This is a genomic window from Amycolatopsis sp. NPDC102522 (assembly GCF_055584485.1).
Genome location: NZ_JBVJLY010000020.1, coordinates 40,020 through 58,178 on the forward strand (window position 1 = coordinate 40,020; position 18,159 = coordinate 58,178).

The window sequence follows — 18,159 nt, forward strand, 5'->3', positions numbered from 1 at the left end:
CCGGTGAACGACCTGGCGCGGTTCCCGCTCGAAGGCGGCGGTTCGGTGATCGTCGAGATCGACCCCGTCCGCGGCACCTCCCGCGTCTCCCGGCGCGACGACCTGATCGAGGACACCAAAGGATCCTTCGAGGCGGCACTGGCGAACGTGCGGGACGCGGCCGCGGCGGCGCTGGACACCTTCCGCTCGATGGCCAAGGGACCGGACGAGGTCGAGCTCAAGTTCGGCGTCAAGCTGACCGCGCAGGCGGGCGCGGTGATCGCGAAAACGGGGCTGGAGGGGAACTTCGAGGTCAAGCTGAAATGGGTCCGGGAGACCGGGGAAACGCCCTAGCGGCCGAGGCCCCGGATCAGCACCATCACCGATTCCCGCACGTCGGCCCGCGTCCGCGCCGGCTGGAACACCTGCCAGTCGAGGGCGACCACCAACATCGTGCCGAACAACCCGGCCGCGGCCGTCGGGATCTGGACGCCGTCGGGCAGCCGCCCGGCGGCGTCCAGCCGGTCCAGCTGGTCCCGCACGATCGAGATGATCTGCTCGCGCAGCAACGTCAGCGTTTCGTGCCAGGTACCGGGCGTGCGCCACATCTCGCTCACCAGGATCTGCGAAAAACCGGGGTATTCGGCGATGAACTCCAGCGTGCCGTCCACCTGTGCGGAGATGACGTCCATCGGATCGCCGTCGCCGGTGGCCGCGCGCAGCCGGTCCGCGAGCACGCCGACGCCGTAGCGCAGCAGTGCGTCGACAAGACCGTCTTTGCTGCCGAAGTTGTAGTAGACGGTGCCTTTGGCGACCTTCGCCTCGGCCGCGATGTCGTCCACCGTCAGCCCGACGAGGCCGCGGCTGGCGGACAGCCGCAGCGTCGCCTCGAACAGCTTCTGCTTCGTCGCCTCACCCCGGGTGGTCACAACGCCAGCTCGGGTTTCAGCGCCGAAACCGTCCAGGTGCGCCGTTTCCGCGCCGCCAGGGTCGAAACGAGGATCGCGCCGACGAGATACGCCACCAGGACACCGATGTCACCCAGGATCTCCATCGAGGCGCCACTGTAGAGCAGGTGCCGGAACCCGTCGATCGCGTAACCCATCGGCAGCACGATGTGCAACGGATACAGCGCGTCCGGGATGGTCTGCCAGGGGAACGTGCCGCCCGCGCTCACCAGCTGAAGCACCAGCAGGACCAGGCCGAGGAACTTCCCGACGGCGCCGAAGAACGAGTTGAGCGCGTGCACCACGGCGGTGAAGGTGAGCGACACCAGTACGGCGAACCCGATCGCGCCGAGCGGATGCGCGACGTCGATGCCGACCAGCCAGGTCACCGCGCCGAACAGCACGATCACCTGCGCGATCCCCAGCAGCGCCGAGGACAGCCAGCCGCCGAGCGCGACCTTGAACGGCGACGCGCCGGCGGTCAGGGCGCGGGTGGAGAGCGGGCGCAGCAACAGGAACAGCACGAACGCGCCGATCCAGGTGGCGAGGGAGATGAAGAACGGGGCGAGGCCCGCGCCGTAGGTCCCGGCCGAGGCGACGCCGGAGGAGTTGACCGCGACCGGGTCGGCGATGGTGTTGGCGGTCGCCGCGCGGGTGGGGTCGTCCGGGTTCGGGATCTCCTTGAGCCCGGCGGCGAGCCCGTCACGCAGTTTCACCGCGCCGTCGGCGAGCTGGTTCGTCCCGGTGACGGCGGACTTCTCGCCGTCGTTCAGCTTCGAGGCGCCGTCGCGGATCTGCGTCGAAGCGTCGGCGGCCTGCGCGATCCCGCTGGTGAGCTGCGGCGTGGCCGAGGCAAGCTGGTGCGCGCCGTCGGACACCTGCCGCGCGCCGGAAGCGAGCTGGACGAGCTGGCTGTTCGCGCCCTGGATCTTCGTGTTCGCCTGGTCGACGGGCGATCGGAGGGTGTCGAGGCGGCTCAGGATCTCCTGCACCTTCGCCTCGGGGACCTCGGCGGCGCGCAGATCCTGCGCGAGCTGAGTGCGGTAGCCGTCGAGTTTGCCCTGGATGTCCCCGGACGCCGTCGCCGCGAGCGAAGCCGCGTCGGAGACCTTCTGGTTCCCGTCGGCGACCTGACCGGCGCCGTCGGCGAGTTTCTGCGTCTGGGCGGGGAGCTGGGCGGTACTGGATTTCAGGGTGCCGAGCCCGGTCGCGAGCTGGGAGCTGCCGGACGCGAGCTGATCGGCGCCGTCCGCAAGCTGCTGCTGGCCCGTCTTGAGCTTGCCCGCGCCGTCCGCGAGCTGCGAAGCACCTGTCGAGGCCTCCTGGATCTTGCCGTAGATCGTGGAGAAACCGACCAGGAACTTGTCCGCCGCCTCGCTGCCGACCTTCTCCGCGATCGTCTTGCGGACCTGTTCGGCCACCTGTTTCGCGATGGTGCCCGACAGATAGTTGTTGGCGTCGTTGGTGGTCAGCGTGATCGTCGCCTGCTGGGGCTGGAAGTTGCCCGAAGACAGCAGCGCCGTGGAGAAGTCGCGCGGGATGCCGATGGCGAACGAGTAGTTGTCGTTACGGACGCCCTTGAGGGCCTCGTCCTGCGAGACCTGGTGCCACTGGAACGTGCCGGACTTGACCAGTTCGTCGGTGACCTCGTTGCCGATGTTGCGTTCCGCGCCCGCTGAATCCTTCGCGCCGGCGTCGGAGGTGAAGACGGCGGCGGGCAGCTTGTCCAGGCGGGAGTACGGGTCGTAGTTCGCGTAGAGATAGAAGGACGCGTAGAGCAGCGGCACCAGGACGAGCGCGACCATGGCGAGCTTCGGCAGGGCGCCGCTGCTCAGCCGGCGCAGCTCGTTGGCGGCGATCCGGACGGGGTTCATTCCTGGTCTCCTGAAGTCTTCTCGGTTTCGTCCGCCACGGTCGCTTCCAGCGTCGTCTCCGCCGGGGTTTCGACGGGAGCGCAGCGCACCGGATCGGGTTGCTCGAGAGCGCCGCAGAGGGCGGGCTTCTCGGGCAGGGCCGAAACCGGGGTGGTGGCGGTCAGCACGATGACGGCGAGGCCGCGTTCGGCGTACTCGCGGGCGAGCCGCGCCCAGCTGTCGACGTCGCTGGTGTGCCTGTCCGGGGTGTCGAGCACGAGGACGCCGACGTCCTTGCGGCCCGCGGCGAGCGCGGTGAGCAGCCGGGTGCGCGTCGCCGCCTCGATGTTCTCGAAGCGGGTGGTGGCGAAGGCGGCGGCGTCGTGCTCGGCCAGCCAGCTCGCGACGGCGGCCTTGTTCGCCGGGCGCTTCGCCAGTTCGAGTTCCTCCCCGACGACGACCTGCAGCGACAACGCGCCGTCCGGTTCGCTCACGCCGGGGGCGTCGACGACCGCGACGACCTTGTGCGCGTCGCCGCCTTCGACGGTCACCGTCCCGGTCGCGGGCTTCAATCTGCCCGCCAGCGCCAGCCCGAAGGCGGTGACGCCGACTCCTGGCTCGCCGTGCACTATCGCCAGCTCACCGCCCGAAACGGTGAGCGAAGTAGGCGACAGCAACGTGCCGTGGGGTCCGGTCACGGACACCCTGTCGGCTTGAACCCGCACGAAGAACTCCCAGGTCGGTGACTCGCGGAACTTTTAAACTGACTGGTCAGTTCAAAAGTTAACCCTGACCTGGGAGCTGCACAACCGTGGGGGGCCCACGTCACACGCAAGAGTGACGAAACCTCCGCAAACCGGACGGCTGACTGTGCATTTCGGCTAACGCAGGGCGGAAGCCGGGTGGACCTCCCAGGACGTCCACAGTGGACGATAACCCTGCCGGTGCCAGAACACCGAAGAGAGCGGGTTGGTCGGGTTGTAGTAGAGGTACGTGCCGTCCGCGCCGTCGGCGGAGAACTCCTTGTGCACCACGGCCATCAGGCCCCGGCCGAGCCCGCTTCCGCGCAGGCCCGGCACGGTGACCACGTTGTTGACGTACCCCCAGCGGCCGTGGGGGAGCAGTTCGGCCTCGGCGGACCCCGGTGACGAGGTGATCCAGGCGGCGTGCGCGAACGCGGCGATCTCGCCGTCCCGTTCGGCCAGCCACAGCAGCGGCGTGTCCTTGTCGAGGGCGCGTTCCAGCGCCGGGGCGAGCAGTTCGGCGGCGTTCGGGCGGTGCCGGGTGGCGACCTGGCCGATGTAGTCGTGGGTCGACACGGCCATCGCGAGCACGTCGTCGAAGTCTTCCTTCCTGGCCCGGCGGACGGCCGCGCCGTCGTCGGCGGGGTCTTCGCGGTGGCATCCGGTGCGCACGGCGAGCGCGGACATCGGTACCAGCCCGTGGTCGAGGAAGGCGCGGATCGCCTCGGCGTCCCGGCTCGGCCAATTCACCACGCAGGACGAATCCTCGCCGGGTGATTCGGCGTCCATCCACGTCCGCCACGCGCGCAGCAGCACGTCCATGCCCTCGGTGCCGGTGTTCCCGACGAAGGGGAACAGCTGGCGCACGTCGGCGGCGGACCAGAGCAGGGGGACGTCGTCCGGACCGTGCAACTGGCGCTGGATCACACCGGTGACCTGGACGCCCGACGCCGTGGCGGCGTCCACCCGTTCGCCGACGACCGGGGGCGGGGCCGCTTCGGGCAGCAGCCTGTCGACCGTCGCGAACCGTGTGCGGTGCGCGTCGAGCACCGTCTTCTCGATTTCCATCCCGTCCCCAGGGTCGGCCGCGCCCGTCACCACTACCGCAGGGCCGCGGCGGGACTCGCCGCCCACGTCGTCCACAGAGGACGATAACCCTGCCGGTGCCAGAACACCGGCGAAAGCGGATTGGCCGGATTGTACGAGACGAAGGTACCGCGCGACGACGGCGAGAACAGCTCGTCGTGCGCGACGGAAGTCAGCGCGCGCCCGATCCCGCGTCCCCGCGCGGCCGCGGTGACCGCGAGCGTGCCGAGATAGCCCCACTCGCCGGGTGGAAGGCGTCCGGCCAGTGAGTCGCCGGGGATCGGTGAGCGCTTTCCGCTGGTCACCATCCCCACCGTCACGCCTTCCTCTTCGGCGATCCAGACGCGGCCGCCGAACTGCAGGCCGCGCCGCACCTCCTCCGCGAGCAGGGCCTCGGCCCCGGGCCGGACGACACCGTGGCCGACGAACGAGGTGTAGCGAAGTTCTTCGAAACGAAGAGCGACGATCTCTTCCAGGTCGCCGCCGGTGGACTCCCGGACGAGCACGCCGGGAACGGAGTACGCCTCGCCCCCGGCGGGCGCGCGGACGGCCAGCGCCAGTTGCGGTGCGAGCCCGTGGTCGAGCAGGGCCCGCGCGACCACGACGTCACGGCTGGGCCAGGTGAGGACGCACGACGAATCGGGTTCGGCGTCGGCGTGCCCAATCCGCTCGCGCCAGGCGGAGAGCAGCGCGCTCATCCCCGCGCCGGCGTCGCGGGGGAGGACCGCGGAGAGGATCTGCAGATGCGCGGGGCTCCAGAGCCGTTGCCAGGAACCCGCCGCGAACCGCACGTGTGCGATCGTCCCGGCGGCGCCACCCGCCGCGACGGGCACGCCGGGCGGGAGCGGGGACGGCGGTGGGAGCAGCGGGTCGAGCGCGGCGAACCGGGCCCGTTGCGACTCCGCCGCCGAGGTCATCCCCGTTGGGTGCAGAAGATCGCGGTGCCGGGGAAGAGCTTGCCGCGCAACGGGCTCCACTGTCCCCAGGTGCGGGTGTGGCCCTCCGGCCAGGCGGGCTCGATGAGGTCCGTGAGCGCGAAACCGGCGTCGGCGAGCGCGCGGACGTAGTCGCCGATGGTGCGGTGATACTCGACGTAGGTCGCGACGCCCTCTTCGTCGACCTCGACGTAGGGCGTGCGGTCGAAATACGGCTGGGTGACGGTGAGGCCCTGCGGCCCGGGGTCGTCGGGGAAGATCCAGCGCATCGGATGGGTCACCGAGAACACCCAGCGGGCGCCCGGCCGGAGTACCCGGTGCACTTCGGCGAACACGACGTCGACCGACGCCACGAACGGGACGGCGCCGAAGGCCGAGCACGCCGCGTCGAAGCTGGCATCCGCGAACGGGAGCGACTCCGCCGTCGCCTGCACGAGCGGGACGGGGGTGCCGGTGCGCTCGTTGCCCTCCCTCGCGTGCCGCAGCATGCCCGCCGACAGATCGGTCGCCACCGCCTCGGCGCCTTGTGCGGCGAGCCAGCGCGCCGAGGCCGCCTGCCCGCAGCCGACCTCGAGGATCCGCTTGCCGCCGACTTCACCCAGAAGTGCGACGTCGGCCTCGCGGACCCCCTCCGGGCACCAGACGAAGTCCGCGTCGCCGAGGAAGCCGCCGTGGGTCGCTTGGTAGTCGTCGGCGTCGGCGTCCCACCACGCCAGGTTCGCGGCCGTCGCCTCCGGTGCCGAGACCGCCCGATAGGCGACCCCCGTGGTGCCGAGCCGTTCCTCGGCCTGTGCGTGCCGTTCGGGCTCGGTGACGGACTGCTGACTCAAACCGATATCCTTTCCCCAGGTCAGGGCTGCGAAGGAGAGCTTATCCGCCCGCTGTGATCGCGGTAGGCACCCTGATTGTGCCGTGTACAGGGGGCCGCGTAGGATATCTGTTAGCGCAGTGGGTTCGCGCTACTCTTTCCCCCGGTTCGCTCAGCGTCCGGGTCAGGGGGTCGCGTACCGGATGCGGTGATGCTCGCGGTCGTTCCCTGTGGACGTTTGCAGATGTGGTCGCCTCATGCCGGAAGAGCCCATGGTGCCCTAACCGCAAACCCACTACTTCCCATCCACCGGAGCAACCCGCCTAATGACGACCGACACCGCCACCGCCCCGACCGCCCCCACTGGGGCCCCGCAGGTCGCTATCAACGACATCGGGTCGGAGGAAGATTTCCTCGCAGCGATCGACAAGACGATCAAGTACTTCAACGATGGCGACATCGTTGAGGGAACCATCGTCAAGGTTGACCGTGATGAGGTCCTGCTCGACATCGGCTACAAGACCGAGGGTGTCATCCCCTCGCGTGAGCTATCCATCAAGCACGATGTCGACCCGGCTGAGGTTGTCACCGTCGGCGATGAGGTCGAAGCTCTTGTTCTCCAGAAGGAGGACAAGGAAGGCCGTCTGATCCTGTCCAAGAAGCGCGCGCAGTACGAGCGCGCCTGGGGCACGATCGAGGAGCTCAAGGAGAAGGACGAGCCCGTCAAGGGCACCGTCATCGAGGTCGTCAAGGGCGGCCTCATCCTGGACATCGGCCTGCGCGGCTTCCTGCCCGCGTCGCTGGTCGAGATGCGCCGTGTGCGCGACCTGCAGCCGTACGTCGGCCGCGAGCTCGAGGCGAAGATCATCGAGCTGGACAAGAACCGCAACAACGTGGTCCTGTCCCGCCGCGCGTACCTGGAGCAGACCCAGTCCGAGGTGCGCAGCGAGTTCCTCAACGCGCTCGCCAAGGGCCAGGTCCGCAAGGGCGTCGTGTCGTCCATCGTCAACTTCGGTGCCTTCGTGGACCTGGGTGGCGTCGACGGTCTGGTGCACGTCTCCGAGCTTTCCTGGAAGCACATCGACCACCCCTCCGAGGTCGTCGAGGTCGGCCAGGAGGTCACGGTCGAGGTTCTGGACGTCGACATGGACCGCGAGCGCGTCTCGCTGTCGCTGAAGGCGACCCAGGAAGACCCGTGGCGTCAGTTCGCCCGCACCCACGCGATCGGCCAGATCGTGCCGGGCAAGGTCACCAAGCTCGTTCCGTTCGGTGCGTTCGTGCGCGTCGAAGAGGGCATCGAGGGCCTGGTGCACATCTCCGAGCTGGCCGAGCGCCACGTGGAGATCCCGGAGCAGGTCGTCCAGGTCAACGGCGACGTGATGGTCAAGGTCATCGACATCGACCTCGAGCGTCGTCGCATCTCGCTGTCGCTGAAGCAGGCGAACGAGGGCGTCACGCCGGAGACCGAGTTCGACCCCACTCAGTACGGCATGGCCGCCGAGTACGACACCGAGGGGAACTACATCTACCCCGAGGGCTTCGACCCGGACACCCAGGAGTGGCAGGAAGGCTTCGACAAGCAGCGTGAGGAGTGGGAGCGTCAGTACGCCGAGGCTCACACCCGCTACGAGGCTCACATGAAGCAGGTCGTCAAGGCCGCCGAGGCCGACGCCGAAGCCGCGGCGGACGCCGCGACCGGTGTCACCTCCGGTGACTCGGGCGAGCAGAGCTACACCTCCTCGGCTCCGGCCGAGGCCAAGAGCGGTGGCACGCTCGCCAGCGACGAGCAGCTCGCGGCTCTCCGCGAGAAGCTGTCGGGCGGCGCGTGATCCAGGCGCTCAGCCAGTAGCTGACAGACAGCGGCCCCGGTCCACTCGGACCGGGGCCGCTGTCTTTGTCCGCATTCAGTCCTCTGAACGCGCGCGAGAAACCCCGCATTCAGAGGACTGGATGCGGGGTCGGGGGAGAAGAGAGACTAGGAAGTGGCGGGCCGGACGGCCGGCACCCAGATGCGTTCGAGAGCCGCGGCGCGGGCCTTGCGGCGGAGTCCGGCGAAGCTGTGCTTGGCGGGAACCAGGAGCGCGCTCAGCCACGTGCGCCGGTACTCGGCGAGGGCCTCGGCGACGGGACGATGGAAGACACAGTGCACCAGCCCCGGCGATCCGAGCCGGTGCCTTCCGACGTGCTTGCTGTCTGCCATCTTTCCTCCGTGTGGGCTACCTTCGCCGCGCACGGTACGCAATCGAGTTGCCAAATCCGCGTAACCGCCCGGCGTGTCACTCGAAATGGTTGAGTCGCGCGTCACGATGATCTTGCCTTTTGCATCCTTCTGTGCCGGATGTACCCATTCGGTGACCCTGCGCGGTCGCCCCTGATTGCGCCACCAGGTCGTGTCCCATCGAACAGACTCACAGGACACGACCTAGGCTGATCGTCATGCTGCGTGTGGGCCTGACCGGCGGGATCGGCGCCGGAAAATCGACGGTGGCGAACCGGCTTTCCGAGCACGGCGCCGTCATCGTCGACTCCGACAAGATCGCCAGGGAGGTCGTCGAGCCGGGGACACCCGGTCTCGCCGAGCTCGTCGAGGCGTTCGGGGAAGACATCCTCGCTTCCGACGGTTCGCTCGATCGCGCCGCGCTCGCCGCGAAGGCGTTCGCCGACGAGGAGTCCCGCAAACGGCTGAACTCGATCGTCCACCCGCGGGTCGGCGCGCGGACGGCCGAGTTGATGGCGGCCGCGGCGCCGGACGCGATCGTCGTCCACGACATCCCGCTGCTGGTCGAAGGCGGCCTCGCGCCGATGTACCACCTCGTCGTCATGGTCGACGCGCCCGAAGAGGTCCGGGTCCGCCGTCTGGTCGAGTCACGGGGGATGCCCGAGCCCGACGCGCGCGCCAGGATCAAGGCGCAGGCCACGACCGACCAGCGCCGGGCGGTGGCCGACGTCTGGTTCGACAACAGCGGAGCACCCGACATCGTGCTCGCCGACGTCGACGCGCTGTGGGCGGACAGGCTGACCCCGTTCGAGGCGAACGTGCGGCTCCGGAAGCCGCGTGCGCCGATGTCACCCAAGATCGCGCAGTACGACCAGACGTGGCCGGTGCAGGCCGAAAGGGCGCTCGCGCGGATCCGCGTGGTGGTGGGCGGCAACGCCGTGCGGGTCGATCACATCGGTTCGACCTCCGTGCCGGGGCTGCCCGCCAAGGACATCCTCGACCTCCAGCTGACGGTGTCCACTTTGGACAAGGCCGACGAGCTGGCCGACGCGCTCTCCGACGCCGGGTTCCCGCGCGCGGAAGGCGAGTGGTTCGACGACGCGCACGGAGAAGAGGGCACCTTGCCGAAGCGGTTCCACTTCGGTGGCGACCCGCGCCGTCCGGTCAACCTGCACGTCCGCTCCCAGGAGACGCCGGCCTGGCGGCTCGCGCTGCTGTTCCCGGAGTGGCTGCGACGGAACCCGGACGAACGCGACGCCTACGCGGCGGTCAAGAACGCCATGGCCGCGAAGCACGCCGGCGATGGGACCGTCGAGCGGTACACCGACGAGAAGCAGGTCTGGGTCGACGCCGCGTTCGCGCGGGCCGACGCGTGGGCGGCTTCGACGGGCTGGACCCCGTAGGGTTCAGTCCCTGTTCAGACCCGGAATTCCCGCAGTCCCGGCCACGCGGACTCCCAGGTTTCGGTCCGGCCGGTGACCAGCCAGATCGGCATCCCGCGGCTCACGTTGCGGACGCCGAGAGCGTTGTCGACCCGGGAAACGATCCGGGCGTCGGTGAACGAACGCCGCAGCCGCGCCGGATCGGGTCCGACGAACAGGACGTTGTCCGCGGTCTCGGGTGGCCTGCCGAAGTACCAGAACCCGCGGCTCGGGCTGTACGCGCTGGGAAGCCCGTAGTCGGGGCCGTACCTGTCGAGCGCTCCGGCCTGCCAATACCCGGCCGTGACGAGGGTGGTGCGCGCCTGCTGGTCCGGCGGGAGCCGGTGATAGGCGTCCGCGACCGACCGGGCGAGGTCCGGCCAGCCGATCTCCTCCAGCGCGTACGCCGGACGCGGGACGTCCCGCCCTTCGGCGATCCAGGTGACGGGCCACACCGGCAGCGCGTAGGGGAGGGTGTACAGCGCGGAAAGCACGAACACCGGCCAAGTCGGGATCCAGCGGAACCACAAGGACGGCTTCAGCTGTCTGAAGTGGACGGAGGCGCCCGCCCAGAGGACGCCGAACATGCCCGCCGCGTAGTAGTACCGGCCGTTGGACAGGATGAACAGCGCGATCACGCCGACGGCGGCCCAGCCGAGGAAGCGGAACTCCCGCAATCTCGCCGAGAACAGCAGGACCCAAAGTCCATAAAGGACGCCGACGACGCCGATGCCGAGACCGGCCCCGGTCAGCAGGGCGGGCAGGAACCCGGCGCGGCCGCTCCAGCCGCCGGTGGTCTCGTGCGCGATGACGTCGCCCATCTCCAGTTGCGGCCAGCCGTTCGCGGCCTGCCACCAGAGGGTGGGTATCAGCGAGAGCGCGGCGATACCCGCGCCGATCCAGAGTTTGGTCCTGCGCAAGAGATCCCGGGGCCCGAAGAGCAGGATCGCGACTCCGGCGGCGACCCAGAACGTCGCGATGAGGAGTTTGACGTTCAGTGCGACGGCGGTGGCGACACCCAGCCACAGCAACAGGTTGTCGTCCCGCGTCCGCATCCACCGCACGAGCAGCCACGCGATGAGCACCCACAAGGCCGGGTCGATCGTCGAGGTGGCCAGATAGTGACCGCTCCCGAGGAACTGGCCGCAGATCGCGTACGCGGCGGCGGCGCGGGTCTGCGCCCGGCGATCGCCGCCCATCTCGTAGGCGATGAGCCCGGTGAACACGACACCGGCCGCCGTCGCGAGGACGGCGGGGAGGCGGAACACGAAGACGTTGCCCGGCGCGAGCGAATCCATCGCCAGCGCCAGGAAGGGGAGTGCCGGCGGCTGGTCGGCGTACCCCCAGGACAGCCGCTTTCCGGCGGAGAGGAAGTACAGCTCGTCGCCGAAGTAGCCGTATCGCCCCGCCGTCGCCAGCAGGAGCGCCGCGGCCGCGGCGGCGAGCAGCGCCACCGGGAGCCGGGCGAACGCCGCGCTGGACGCGGTCGGTGTTTCGGCCGCGCTGGCGGCTTCCATCCATTCCTCGCAGATCCCTCGGGTGCCGGTCCTCTCGCACCCTACGTGCCACCGGCGTGGCGCGTCGGTCGTGAGAGGACCGTGGTGAAGTACGGCACACCAGCCGTCAGTGGCGCCGCCAGCCGAGCGCGATGTCCTTTGTGGACAGCCAGCCGCGCAGGTCGTGGCCGTGGGCGGCCAGTCCGTCCACGGTCCGGTGACTGACGTCGAGCGCTCGTTCGCCGTCGGCGGGGGAGAGCAGGCCGGAGGTGACCGCGGCGAGGAGTTCGTCGATGTCGATCACCTGGACGGATTCCTTGTCCTTCAGGACGAGATCGAGATAGAGGTCCGTGGCGACCCAGACACCGTCCTCGCGGCGGACGTCGGCGACGTCGAGGTAGAAGTCCTGATCGCGTTCGTGGCCGGGGTTGAACCAGAAGTCGGTGATCCGCAGGCCGAGGTCCGGCAGCAGCCAGGACTCGAGATAGTGGAACTGCCTCCGCCCCGGGGTCGGCCGCGCCATGTAGAGACCGAAGGGCTCTTCGCGGTATTCCTCGACGTCCCTCACGATCCCCTTGGGGTCCGTGTTGGTCTTCGCGGCCGGATCGAAGTACTCGACTTTGGGCGGATGCAGCGCGGTCATGCGCCCATCTTGGAAGGCCCCGGCGTCCGCGGCCACCGCCCAACCGGGTGGACGATCACGGTTTCAGGGTTCCGCAGGAGTAGAGCCGCCCGGCCGGATAAGGTGCGCTGGTTCCGCCATTGGGGTGAGTGGGAGTCGACATATGTTCGGGATCATCAGGCCGTGCCGTCATCGGCTTTCCGCAGGTCTGCACGCGGATTGGCTCGCCCATCTCTGTGGGCTCTGCCTGGCGTTGCGGGACGAACACGGACATCTCGCCCGAATGGTGACGAACTATGACGGCTTGATTATCTCCGCATTGGTCGAGGCCCAGTCGCCGCGTGCGGAGGGACGGCGCGACGCCGGTCCTTGCCCGCTCCGGGCGATGAAGGGAACGTCGGTCGCGAAGGGCGGAGGTGCCCAGCTCGCGGCGGCGGTCTCGCTGGTGTTGGCGTCGGCGAAGATCAGCGACCACGTCGAGGACCGTGACGGCGCCTTCGCGCGGCGCTCCGTCGCACTCGCCGCGAGGCGGGTGGCGACGCGCTGGGCGGACCAGGGGAGCCGTACAGGCATCCGGATCGGCTTCGACACGGCGGTGCTGACCGAGGCCGTCGACAGGCAGGGCGAGATCGAGCGCGCCGTCCGTCTCGGCGATTCGGCCGTGCTCGCCACCGAACCCGCCGAACTGGCGACGTCGGCCGCGTTCGCACACACCGCCACGTTGGCAGGCCGCCCGGAGAACGCCGCGCCGCTGGCCGAGGCCGGACGCCTGTTCGGCAGGGCCGCGCATCTGCTCGACGCCGTCGAGGACCTCGCCGAGGACGAAGCCGCCGGCGCGTGGAACCCGCTGACGGCCACCGGCACCGGGCTCGCCGAGGCGCGACGGCTGTGCGACGACGCCGTGCTCGGCGTCGAACTCGCCCTTCGCGAGGTGAAGTTCGACCAGCCCAAGCTCGTCCACGCGCTGCTGGTGCACGAACTGCGTCAGGCCGTCCGGCGTTCGTTCGGGCACGGCCTCATCGGTCACGGTCACGGCCCGCAGCAGCCACCGCCGGGCTGGATCGGGCCCGGGCCACTGCCGCAACAGCATCCACACCAGCCCCAGCAGCCCCAGCAGTACCCGCAAGGCGGCTATCCGCAGGGCGGCCACCAGGCACCGCCCCCGCCGCCGGGCGCTCCCGGTGGCGGAGGTCCGCCCCAGGAGCCGCCGAAGAAGAAACACGGCGGCCCGCCGACCGACGGTCAGGGTGGTTGCTGCTGGACGCCGAAGTTCCGGGTGCCCGCCCAGCCGAGGGGGTTCTTCTTCGGCTGCGCGGCGGCCACCTACATGTGCTGCTCGTGTCAGTTCTGCTGTCGTGATCCGTTCCCGGGCCCGTGGAGCGGGAAGCCGCACGAGGCCGTGTGCAACAACTGTGACGGTTGTGACTGCTGCGACTGCTGTTCCTGCTGTGACTGTTCCTGCTGAGCCGACCAGGCGAAACGGAAACTGTCGGACCCAGCGCCTACTCTGGTGGACGTGGCTTTCGCAACCGAACATCCCGTACTCGCCCAGTCGGACCACCGGCCCGTCACCGACATCCCCCGGACCGGCGGCCGGTTCGAGGTCGTCAGCGACTACAAGCCCGCCGGTGACCAGCCGGCGGCCATCGACGAGCTCGAACGCCGGGTCAACTCGGGTGAACGGGACGTCGTGCTGCTGGGTGCCACGGGTACCGGCAAGTCGGCGACGACGGCCTGGCTGATCGAGCGCGTCCAGCGTCCGACGCTGGTGATGGCGCCGAACAAGACGCTCGCCGCGCAGCTGGCGAACGAGCTGAGGGAGCTGTTCCCGCACAACGCGGTCGAGTACTTCGTCAGTTACTACGACTACTACCAGCCCGAGGCGTACATCGCGCAGACGGACACCTACATCGAGAAGGACTCGTCGATCAACGACGACGTCGAGCGGCTGCGGCACTCGGCGACGATGAACCTGCTGTCCCGGCGCGACGTCATCGTGGTCGCGAGTGTCTCGTGCATCTACGGCCTCGGCACCCCGCAGTCGTACCTGGACCGCTCCTCGGAGCTGAAGGTCGGCGAGCAGCTCGACCGGGACGTCTTCCTCCGCGCGCTGGTGGACGTGCAGTACACCCGCAACGACATCGCCTTCGCGCGCGGCACCTTCCGTGCCCGCGGCGACACGGTCGAGATCATCCCGGCGTACGAGGAGCTGGCGATCCGCGTCGAGTTCTTCGGCGACGAGATCGAGAAGCTGTATTACCTGCACCCGCTCACCGGCGACATCGTGAAAGAGGTCGACGAGGTCCGCATCTTCCCGGCCACGCACTACGTCGCGGGCCCGGAGCGGATGGAGAAGGCCATCCACGGCATCGAGGCCGAGCTGGAGCAGCGGCTGGCCGAGCTGGAGAAGCAGGGCAAGCTGCTCGAGGCTCAGCGGCTGCGGATGCGCACCGCGTACGACATCGAGATGATGCGCCAGGTCGGGTTCTGCTCCGGCATCGAGAACTACTCGCGGCACATCGACGGCCGCGAGGCCGGGACGGCGCCCGCCACGCTGATCGACTACTTCCCGGACGACTTCCTGCTGGTCATCGACGAGTCGCACCAGACCGTCCCGCAGATCGGCGGCATGTTCGAAGGCGACATGTCGCGGAAGCGGAACCTGGTCGAGTTCGGTTTCCGGCTGCCCAGCGCGGTCGACAACCGGCCGCTGACCTGGGAGGAGTTCACCGACCGGATCGGGCAGACGGTGTACCTGTCGGCGACACCGGGGCCGTACGAGATGGGGCAGGCGGGCGGCGAGTTCGTCGAGCAGGTCATCCGGCCGACCGGTCTCGTCGACCCGAAGGTGGTCGTGAAGCCCACCGAGGGCCAGATCGACGACCTGGTGCACGAGATCCGCGAGCGGGCGGAGAAGGACGAGCGCGTCCTCGTCACCACGCTCACCAAGAAGATGTCCGAGGACCTCACCGACTACCTGCTCGAGCTGGGTATCCGGGTGCGGTACCTGCACTCCGAGGTGGACACCCTGCGCCGGATCGAGCTGCTGCGGCAGTTGCGCGCGGGCGATTTCGACGTGCTGGTCGGCATCAACCTGCTCCGTGAAGGTCTCGACCTGCCCGAGGTCTCGCTGGTCGCGATCCTCGACGCGGACAAGGAAGGCTTCCTCCGCAGTGGCACGTCGCTGATCCAGACGATCGGCCGCGCCGCGCGAAACGTGTCGGGCGAAGTCCACATGTACGCGGACAAGATCACCGACTCGATGCGGCACGCCATCGACGAGACCGATCGCCGCCGCGAGAAGCAGGTCGCCTACAACGAGGAACGCGGCGTCGACCCGCAGCCGCTGCGGAAGAAGATCGCCGACATCCTCGACCGCGTGTACAGCGAGGCCGAGGACTCGGAGGAGACAGTCGCCGTCGGCGGTTCGGGCCGGAACGCGTCGCGCGGCAAGAAGCCCGAGCAGGGTGACCGGGTGCGCAGCTCCGGGATGCTCGTCGACAAGGACGTCTCCGGGATGCCGCGCGCCCAGCTGGCCGACCTCATCCAGCAGATGACCGACCAGATGATGCAGGCCGCGCGCGACCTGCAGTTCGAGCTGGCGGCCCGGCTGCGGGACGAGGTCTCGGACCTCAAGAAGGAGCTTCGCGGAATGGACGCGGCCGGCATCAAGTAGCCCGCGTTTCGTCCTCTCGATGCGGTCCTTGCGTGTGCGACTACCGCATCGAGAAGACGAAATGGGTGAGGGTCAGAGGCGCGGGCGGTGCTCCAGGCTCAGGTCCGCGTCGAAGTCCGGGAACCCGGCAGGGACCGAACGCGTGCTGACGCCGGGCGAAATCGGGGGCAGCCCGGCCCATCGCCGCACGGTGTTCGTCGCTTCGGCGGCCTGGGCCGCGGGAAGCTGCGAGATCCGGGCGCCGTGGTTACCGCCCGGCACGGTGTAGCTGTAGGAGTCCTTCGTGCCGAAGCCGAGCTGGAACGGCTCCGCGCCCCACGGGTCGTTCCCGCCGTAGACGAACAGCAGCCGCTTCCCCTGCGACTTCACCCAGAAGTCGATGTCCGGCATCGCCAGGTAGTCGAACCGGGGGATGTCGACGGACCCCGGCACGAACGTCCGCGACACGTTGCGGCCCGGGTAGCGCAGCAGGTCCCGGAGATAGTCTTCGTAGGACTCGGGGGAGCCGAGCTGGTAGGCCGCCTGGAAGTAGTAGGGGATGTAGATCTCGAGGTTCTGGTCGGAGTAGGTGTTGAGGCTCTCGACGCGTTCGAACCAGGCGTAGACCTGGGCCGCCGGAGCACCGGCCTTCGGGACCGTCGCGCAGTCCGCCTGCTTCTGGTACTGCCAGAAGGCGAAGTACGAGTCGATCACCGAGATCTCCAGTGACACGTCGGCCGAGCCGACGGTGGTGAACGTGTAGCCGTTCTTGGCCGCGTCGGCGGCGGCGAGTGCCGTGAACTCCGAACGCCGGGTCAGCACGTCACGCTGGATCGCCTTGAGCGCCGAACGGCAGGCCGGGTCGTTGCCGACGTTCGACAGGAACCGGTTGTAGCGATCGTGCGAGTTGATGACGTCGTTGGGCGCGACGTAGGGGACCGTCGCGTCGACGTCGTTCGGGAAGAACCTACGGAAGTAGGTCGCCGTCATGCCGCCCTTGCTGCCGCCGGTCGCGAGCCACTTGCCCGGATAGATCCGCTTGAACGCCTCGACCGCGCGGTGCTGGTCGGCGGCGGCCTGCCAGATCGTCAGCTGCTTGCCCCAGTTCGGCCGCTCGGGCCGCGAAGGGGTGAAGAACCGGTACTCCATCGACAGCTGGTTGCCGTCGACGATCTGAGTCGGCTCCGAGCGGTTGGCCGCTTCCGACACGTTGTACCCGCTCGTGTACACCACGGTCGGCGAGCGGAATTCCTTGTGCAGCAAGGTGAATCGCTGCTGGAAGGTGCCGGCGCCCGGCTTGCGGTGGTCGACGGGCTGGGTGTAGGTGAGTTTGAAGAACCGGTACCCGGTCGGTGCCGGATTCTCCGAGACGACGGTCAGGCCGGGGATCCGTCCCAGCGCGTCCTTGATGTCCTCGGGTGCCGCCTGCGCGGCCGGGGTCAACCCGGCCAGTGCGAGAACGGTGATCGCCAGAACCGACCACGCGGCCGTGAGCTTCCGCATCCATGCCCTCCCCATCGGGACCTGTTGAGCGGTCGGATACTCACAGAGTCCCCGTCGGTGGGCAATCACCTATCCGGACGGTGTCCCGATCATCGGGACACCTCACTTCGCGCCGCGGAGCACCCTGCCGACGTAGGCCTTGATGGCGGCGAGCGCCTCGGGGAAGCTCCACAGTTCGAGGACGTGGGCGTCGTCGCCGGTGCGGTGTTCGGCGATCCGCTCGTGGAACGGCCGATGCAGCTGTGCCTTCGTGTGCGCGTACGCGGCGGAGGGGATCTCGGCGAGCTTCCTGGCGACCTCCACCGCTCGCCCCACGACGTTCGCGGGCTCGGTCACCTCGTTCACCAGGCCGAGCCGGAGCGCGTCGGCCGGCAGGTGGGTCTCGCCGAGGAACGCGAGTTCGGCGAGGATGTCGGCGCCGAACCCGGAACGCAGGATCTCCAGTGCCGCCAACGGGAACGGCACGCCGACGAGCAGTTCGGTGATCCCGATCCGGCTCGGGCCGTCGGCGAGGACGCGGCGGTCGCAGGCGGCGGCGAGCACCGCCCCGCCGGCGATCGCGTGACCGTTGACGGCCGCGACCACCGGGCCGGGGAAGCCGAACACCGAAAGGAACGCGTCCGACAGCGCGGGCAGGAAGTCCTCGATGTAGCCCGCGCCGCCGTCGTGCACCCGCCGCAGGTCGACGCCCGCCGAGAAGATGCCGCCGGTGCCGGTCAGCACGACACCGCGACAGCCGCCCAATTGGACGTCTTCGAGCTTGACGATCAGTTCCTGGCAGAACTCCGTGTCGAGGGTGTTCGCCTTGCCGTGCTGCAGGGTGACGACGGCGATCCCGCCTTCGTCGTCCACGCGGATCGAAGAGGTGGCCATGAGCCCGACCGTACCCGAGC

16 protein-coding genes are annotated in these 18,159 nt (G+C 69.1%); 5 read left to right on the top strand and 11 right to left on the bottom strand.

All coding sequences use genetic code 11. From position 1 onward, the window contains the following. The first annotated feature begins 3 nt into the window (after positions 1-3). The gene (locus tag ACZ6YV_RS33485; protein ID WP_465513425.1) at positions 4-333 is read left to right on the top strand and encodes a CU044_2847 family protein; all 330 of its coding nucleotides are present in this window, start codon (positions 4-6) and stop codon (positions 331-333) included. On the opposite strand, the gene ACZ6YV_RS33490 is transcribed toward ACZ6YV_RS33485, so the two are convergent. The 6 genes from ACZ6YV_RS33490 to ACZ6YV_RS33515 form a co-directional block, all read right to left on the bottom strand. Further along, complete coding sequence (locus tag ACZ6YV_RS33490) at positions 330-908, bottom strand: TetR/AcrR family transcriptional regulator (RefSeq protein WP_465513426.1); 579 nt, start codon at positions 906-908, stop codon at positions 330-332. The genes ACZ6YV_RS33485 and ACZ6YV_RS33490 overlap by 4 nt on opposite strands. Beyond that, positions 905-2,800 (bottom strand): YhgE/Pip family protein, encoded by a 1,896-nt coding sequence (locus ACZ6YV_RS33495; RefSeq protein ID WP_465513427.1) that lies wholly within the window; start codon positions 2,798-2,800, stop codon positions 905-907. Before ACZ6YV_RS33495 ends, ACZ6YV_RS33490 begins: the two co-directional genes overlap by 4 nt. Beyond that, positions 2,797-3,504 (bottom strand): ABC transporter ATP-binding protein, encoded by a 708-nt coding sequence (locus ACZ6YV_RS33500; protein WP_465513428.1) that lies wholly within the window; start codon positions 3,502-3,504, stop codon positions 2,797-2,799. Before ACZ6YV_RS33500 ends, ACZ6YV_RS33495 begins: the two co-directional genes overlap by 4 nt. A 156-nt stretch (positions 3,505-3,660) precedes the next feature. Beyond that, positions 3,661-4,590: a GNAT family N-acetyltransferase gene (locus ACZ6YV_RS33505; RefSeq protein WP_465513519.1), complete on the bottom strand. Its 930-nt coding sequence runs from the start codon at positions 4,588-4,590 to the stop codon at positions 3,661-3,663. Between the two features lie 32 nt (positions 4,591-4,622). Then, positions 4,623-5,525 carry a GNAT family N-acetyltransferase gene (locus ACZ6YV_RS33510; RefSeq protein ID WP_465513429.1) on the bottom strand — a complete coding sequence of 301 codons (903 nt, stop codon included), beginning with the start codon at positions 5,523-5,525 and terminating at the stop codon, positions 4,623-4,625. Then, positions 5,522-6,373, bottom strand: a complete 852-nt coding sequence (locus tag ACZ6YV_RS33515; protein WP_465513430.1) for a class I SAM-dependent methyltransferase — start codon at positions 6,371-6,373, stop codon at positions 5,522-5,524. The genes ACZ6YV_RS33510 and ACZ6YV_RS33515 overlap by 4 nt, the downstream gene beginning before the upstream one ends. Before the next feature lie 304 nt (positions 6,374-6,677). On the opposite strand from ACZ6YV_RS33515, the gene rpsA reads away from it, so the two are divergent. Continuing rightward, positions 6,678-8,180, top strand: a complete 1,503-nt coding sequence (gene rpsA / locus ACZ6YV_RS33520; protein ID WP_465513431.1) for a 30S ribosomal protein S1 — start codon at positions 6,678-6,680, stop codon at positions 8,178-8,180. Between the two features lie 146 nt (positions 8,181-8,326). Here the strand turns inward: rpsA and ACZ6YV_RS33525 are convergent, their stop codons facing one another. Continuing rightward, positions 8,327-8,551 (bottom strand): hypothetical protein, encoded by a 225-nt coding sequence (locus ACZ6YV_RS33525; RefSeq protein ID WP_465513432.1) that lies wholly within the window; start codon positions 8,549-8,551, stop codon positions 8,327-8,329. A gap of 236 nt (positions 8,552-8,787) precedes the next feature. Here ACZ6YV_RS33525 and coaE point away from each other — a divergent pair, with 236 nt between their 5' ends. Continuing rightward, positions 8,788-9,972: a dephospho-CoA kinase gene (coaE, locus tag ACZ6YV_RS33530; RefSeq protein ID WP_465513433.1), complete on the top strand. Its 1,185-nt coding sequence runs from the start codon at positions 8,788-8,790 to the stop codon at positions 9,970-9,972. 14 nt (positions 9,973-9,986) lie between these two features. On the opposite strand, the gene ACZ6YV_RS33535 is transcribed toward coaE, so the two are convergent. Both ACZ6YV_RS33535 and ACZ6YV_RS33540 read right to left on the bottom strand, forming a co-directional pair. After that, entirely contained in the window at positions 9,987-11,507 is a 1,521-nt protein-coding gene (locus ACZ6YV_RS33535; protein WP_465513434.1) for an ArnT family glycosyltransferase, read from the bottom strand. A 106-nt stretch (positions 11,508-11,613) separates the two neighbouring features. Beyond that, positions 11,614-12,129 carry a ribonuclease FAU-1 family protein gene (locus ACZ6YV_RS33540; RefSeq protein ID WP_465513435.1) on the bottom strand — a complete coding sequence of 172 codons (516 nt, stop codon included), beginning with the start codon at positions 12,127-12,129 and terminating at the stop codon, positions 11,614-11,616. Positions 12,130-12,271: 142 nt separating this feature from the next. Here ACZ6YV_RS33540 and ACZ6YV_RS33545 point away from each other — a divergent pair, with 142 nt between their 5' ends. Both ACZ6YV_RS33545 and uvrB read left to right on the top strand, forming a co-directional pair. Further along, entirely contained in the window at positions 12,272-13,573 is a 1,302-nt protein-coding gene (locus tag ACZ6YV_RS33545; RefSeq protein ID WP_465513436.1) for a DUF5685 family protein, read from the top strand. A 51-nt stretch (positions 13,574-13,624) separates the two neighbouring features. Further along, positions 13,625-15,784 carry an excinuclease ABC subunit UvrB gene (gene uvrB / locus ACZ6YV_RS33550; protein WP_465513437.1) on the top strand — a complete coding sequence of 720 codons (2,160 nt, stop codon included), beginning with the start codon at positions 13,625-13,627 and terminating at the stop codon, positions 15,782-15,784. Positions 15,785-15,856: 72 nt separating this feature from the next. Here the strand turns inward: uvrB and ACZ6YV_RS33555 are convergent, their stop codons facing one another. Both ACZ6YV_RS33555 and ACZ6YV_RS33560 read right to left on the bottom strand, forming a co-directional pair. Further along, on the bottom strand, positions 15,857-17,266 hold the full coding sequence (locus tag ACZ6YV_RS33555) for a S28 family serine protease (RefSeq protein WP_465513438.1): 1,410 nt from the start codon (positions 17,264-17,266) through the stop codon (positions 15,857-15,859). Positions 17,267-17,368: 102 nt separating this feature from the next. Beyond that, positions 17,369-18,139, bottom strand: coding sequence for an enoyl-CoA hydratase/isomerase family protein (locus tag ACZ6YV_RS33560; protein ID WP_465513439.1), 771 nt, complete (start codon positions 18,137-18,139; stop codon positions 17,369-17,371). Positions 18,140-18,159: the final 20 nt, after the last annotated feature.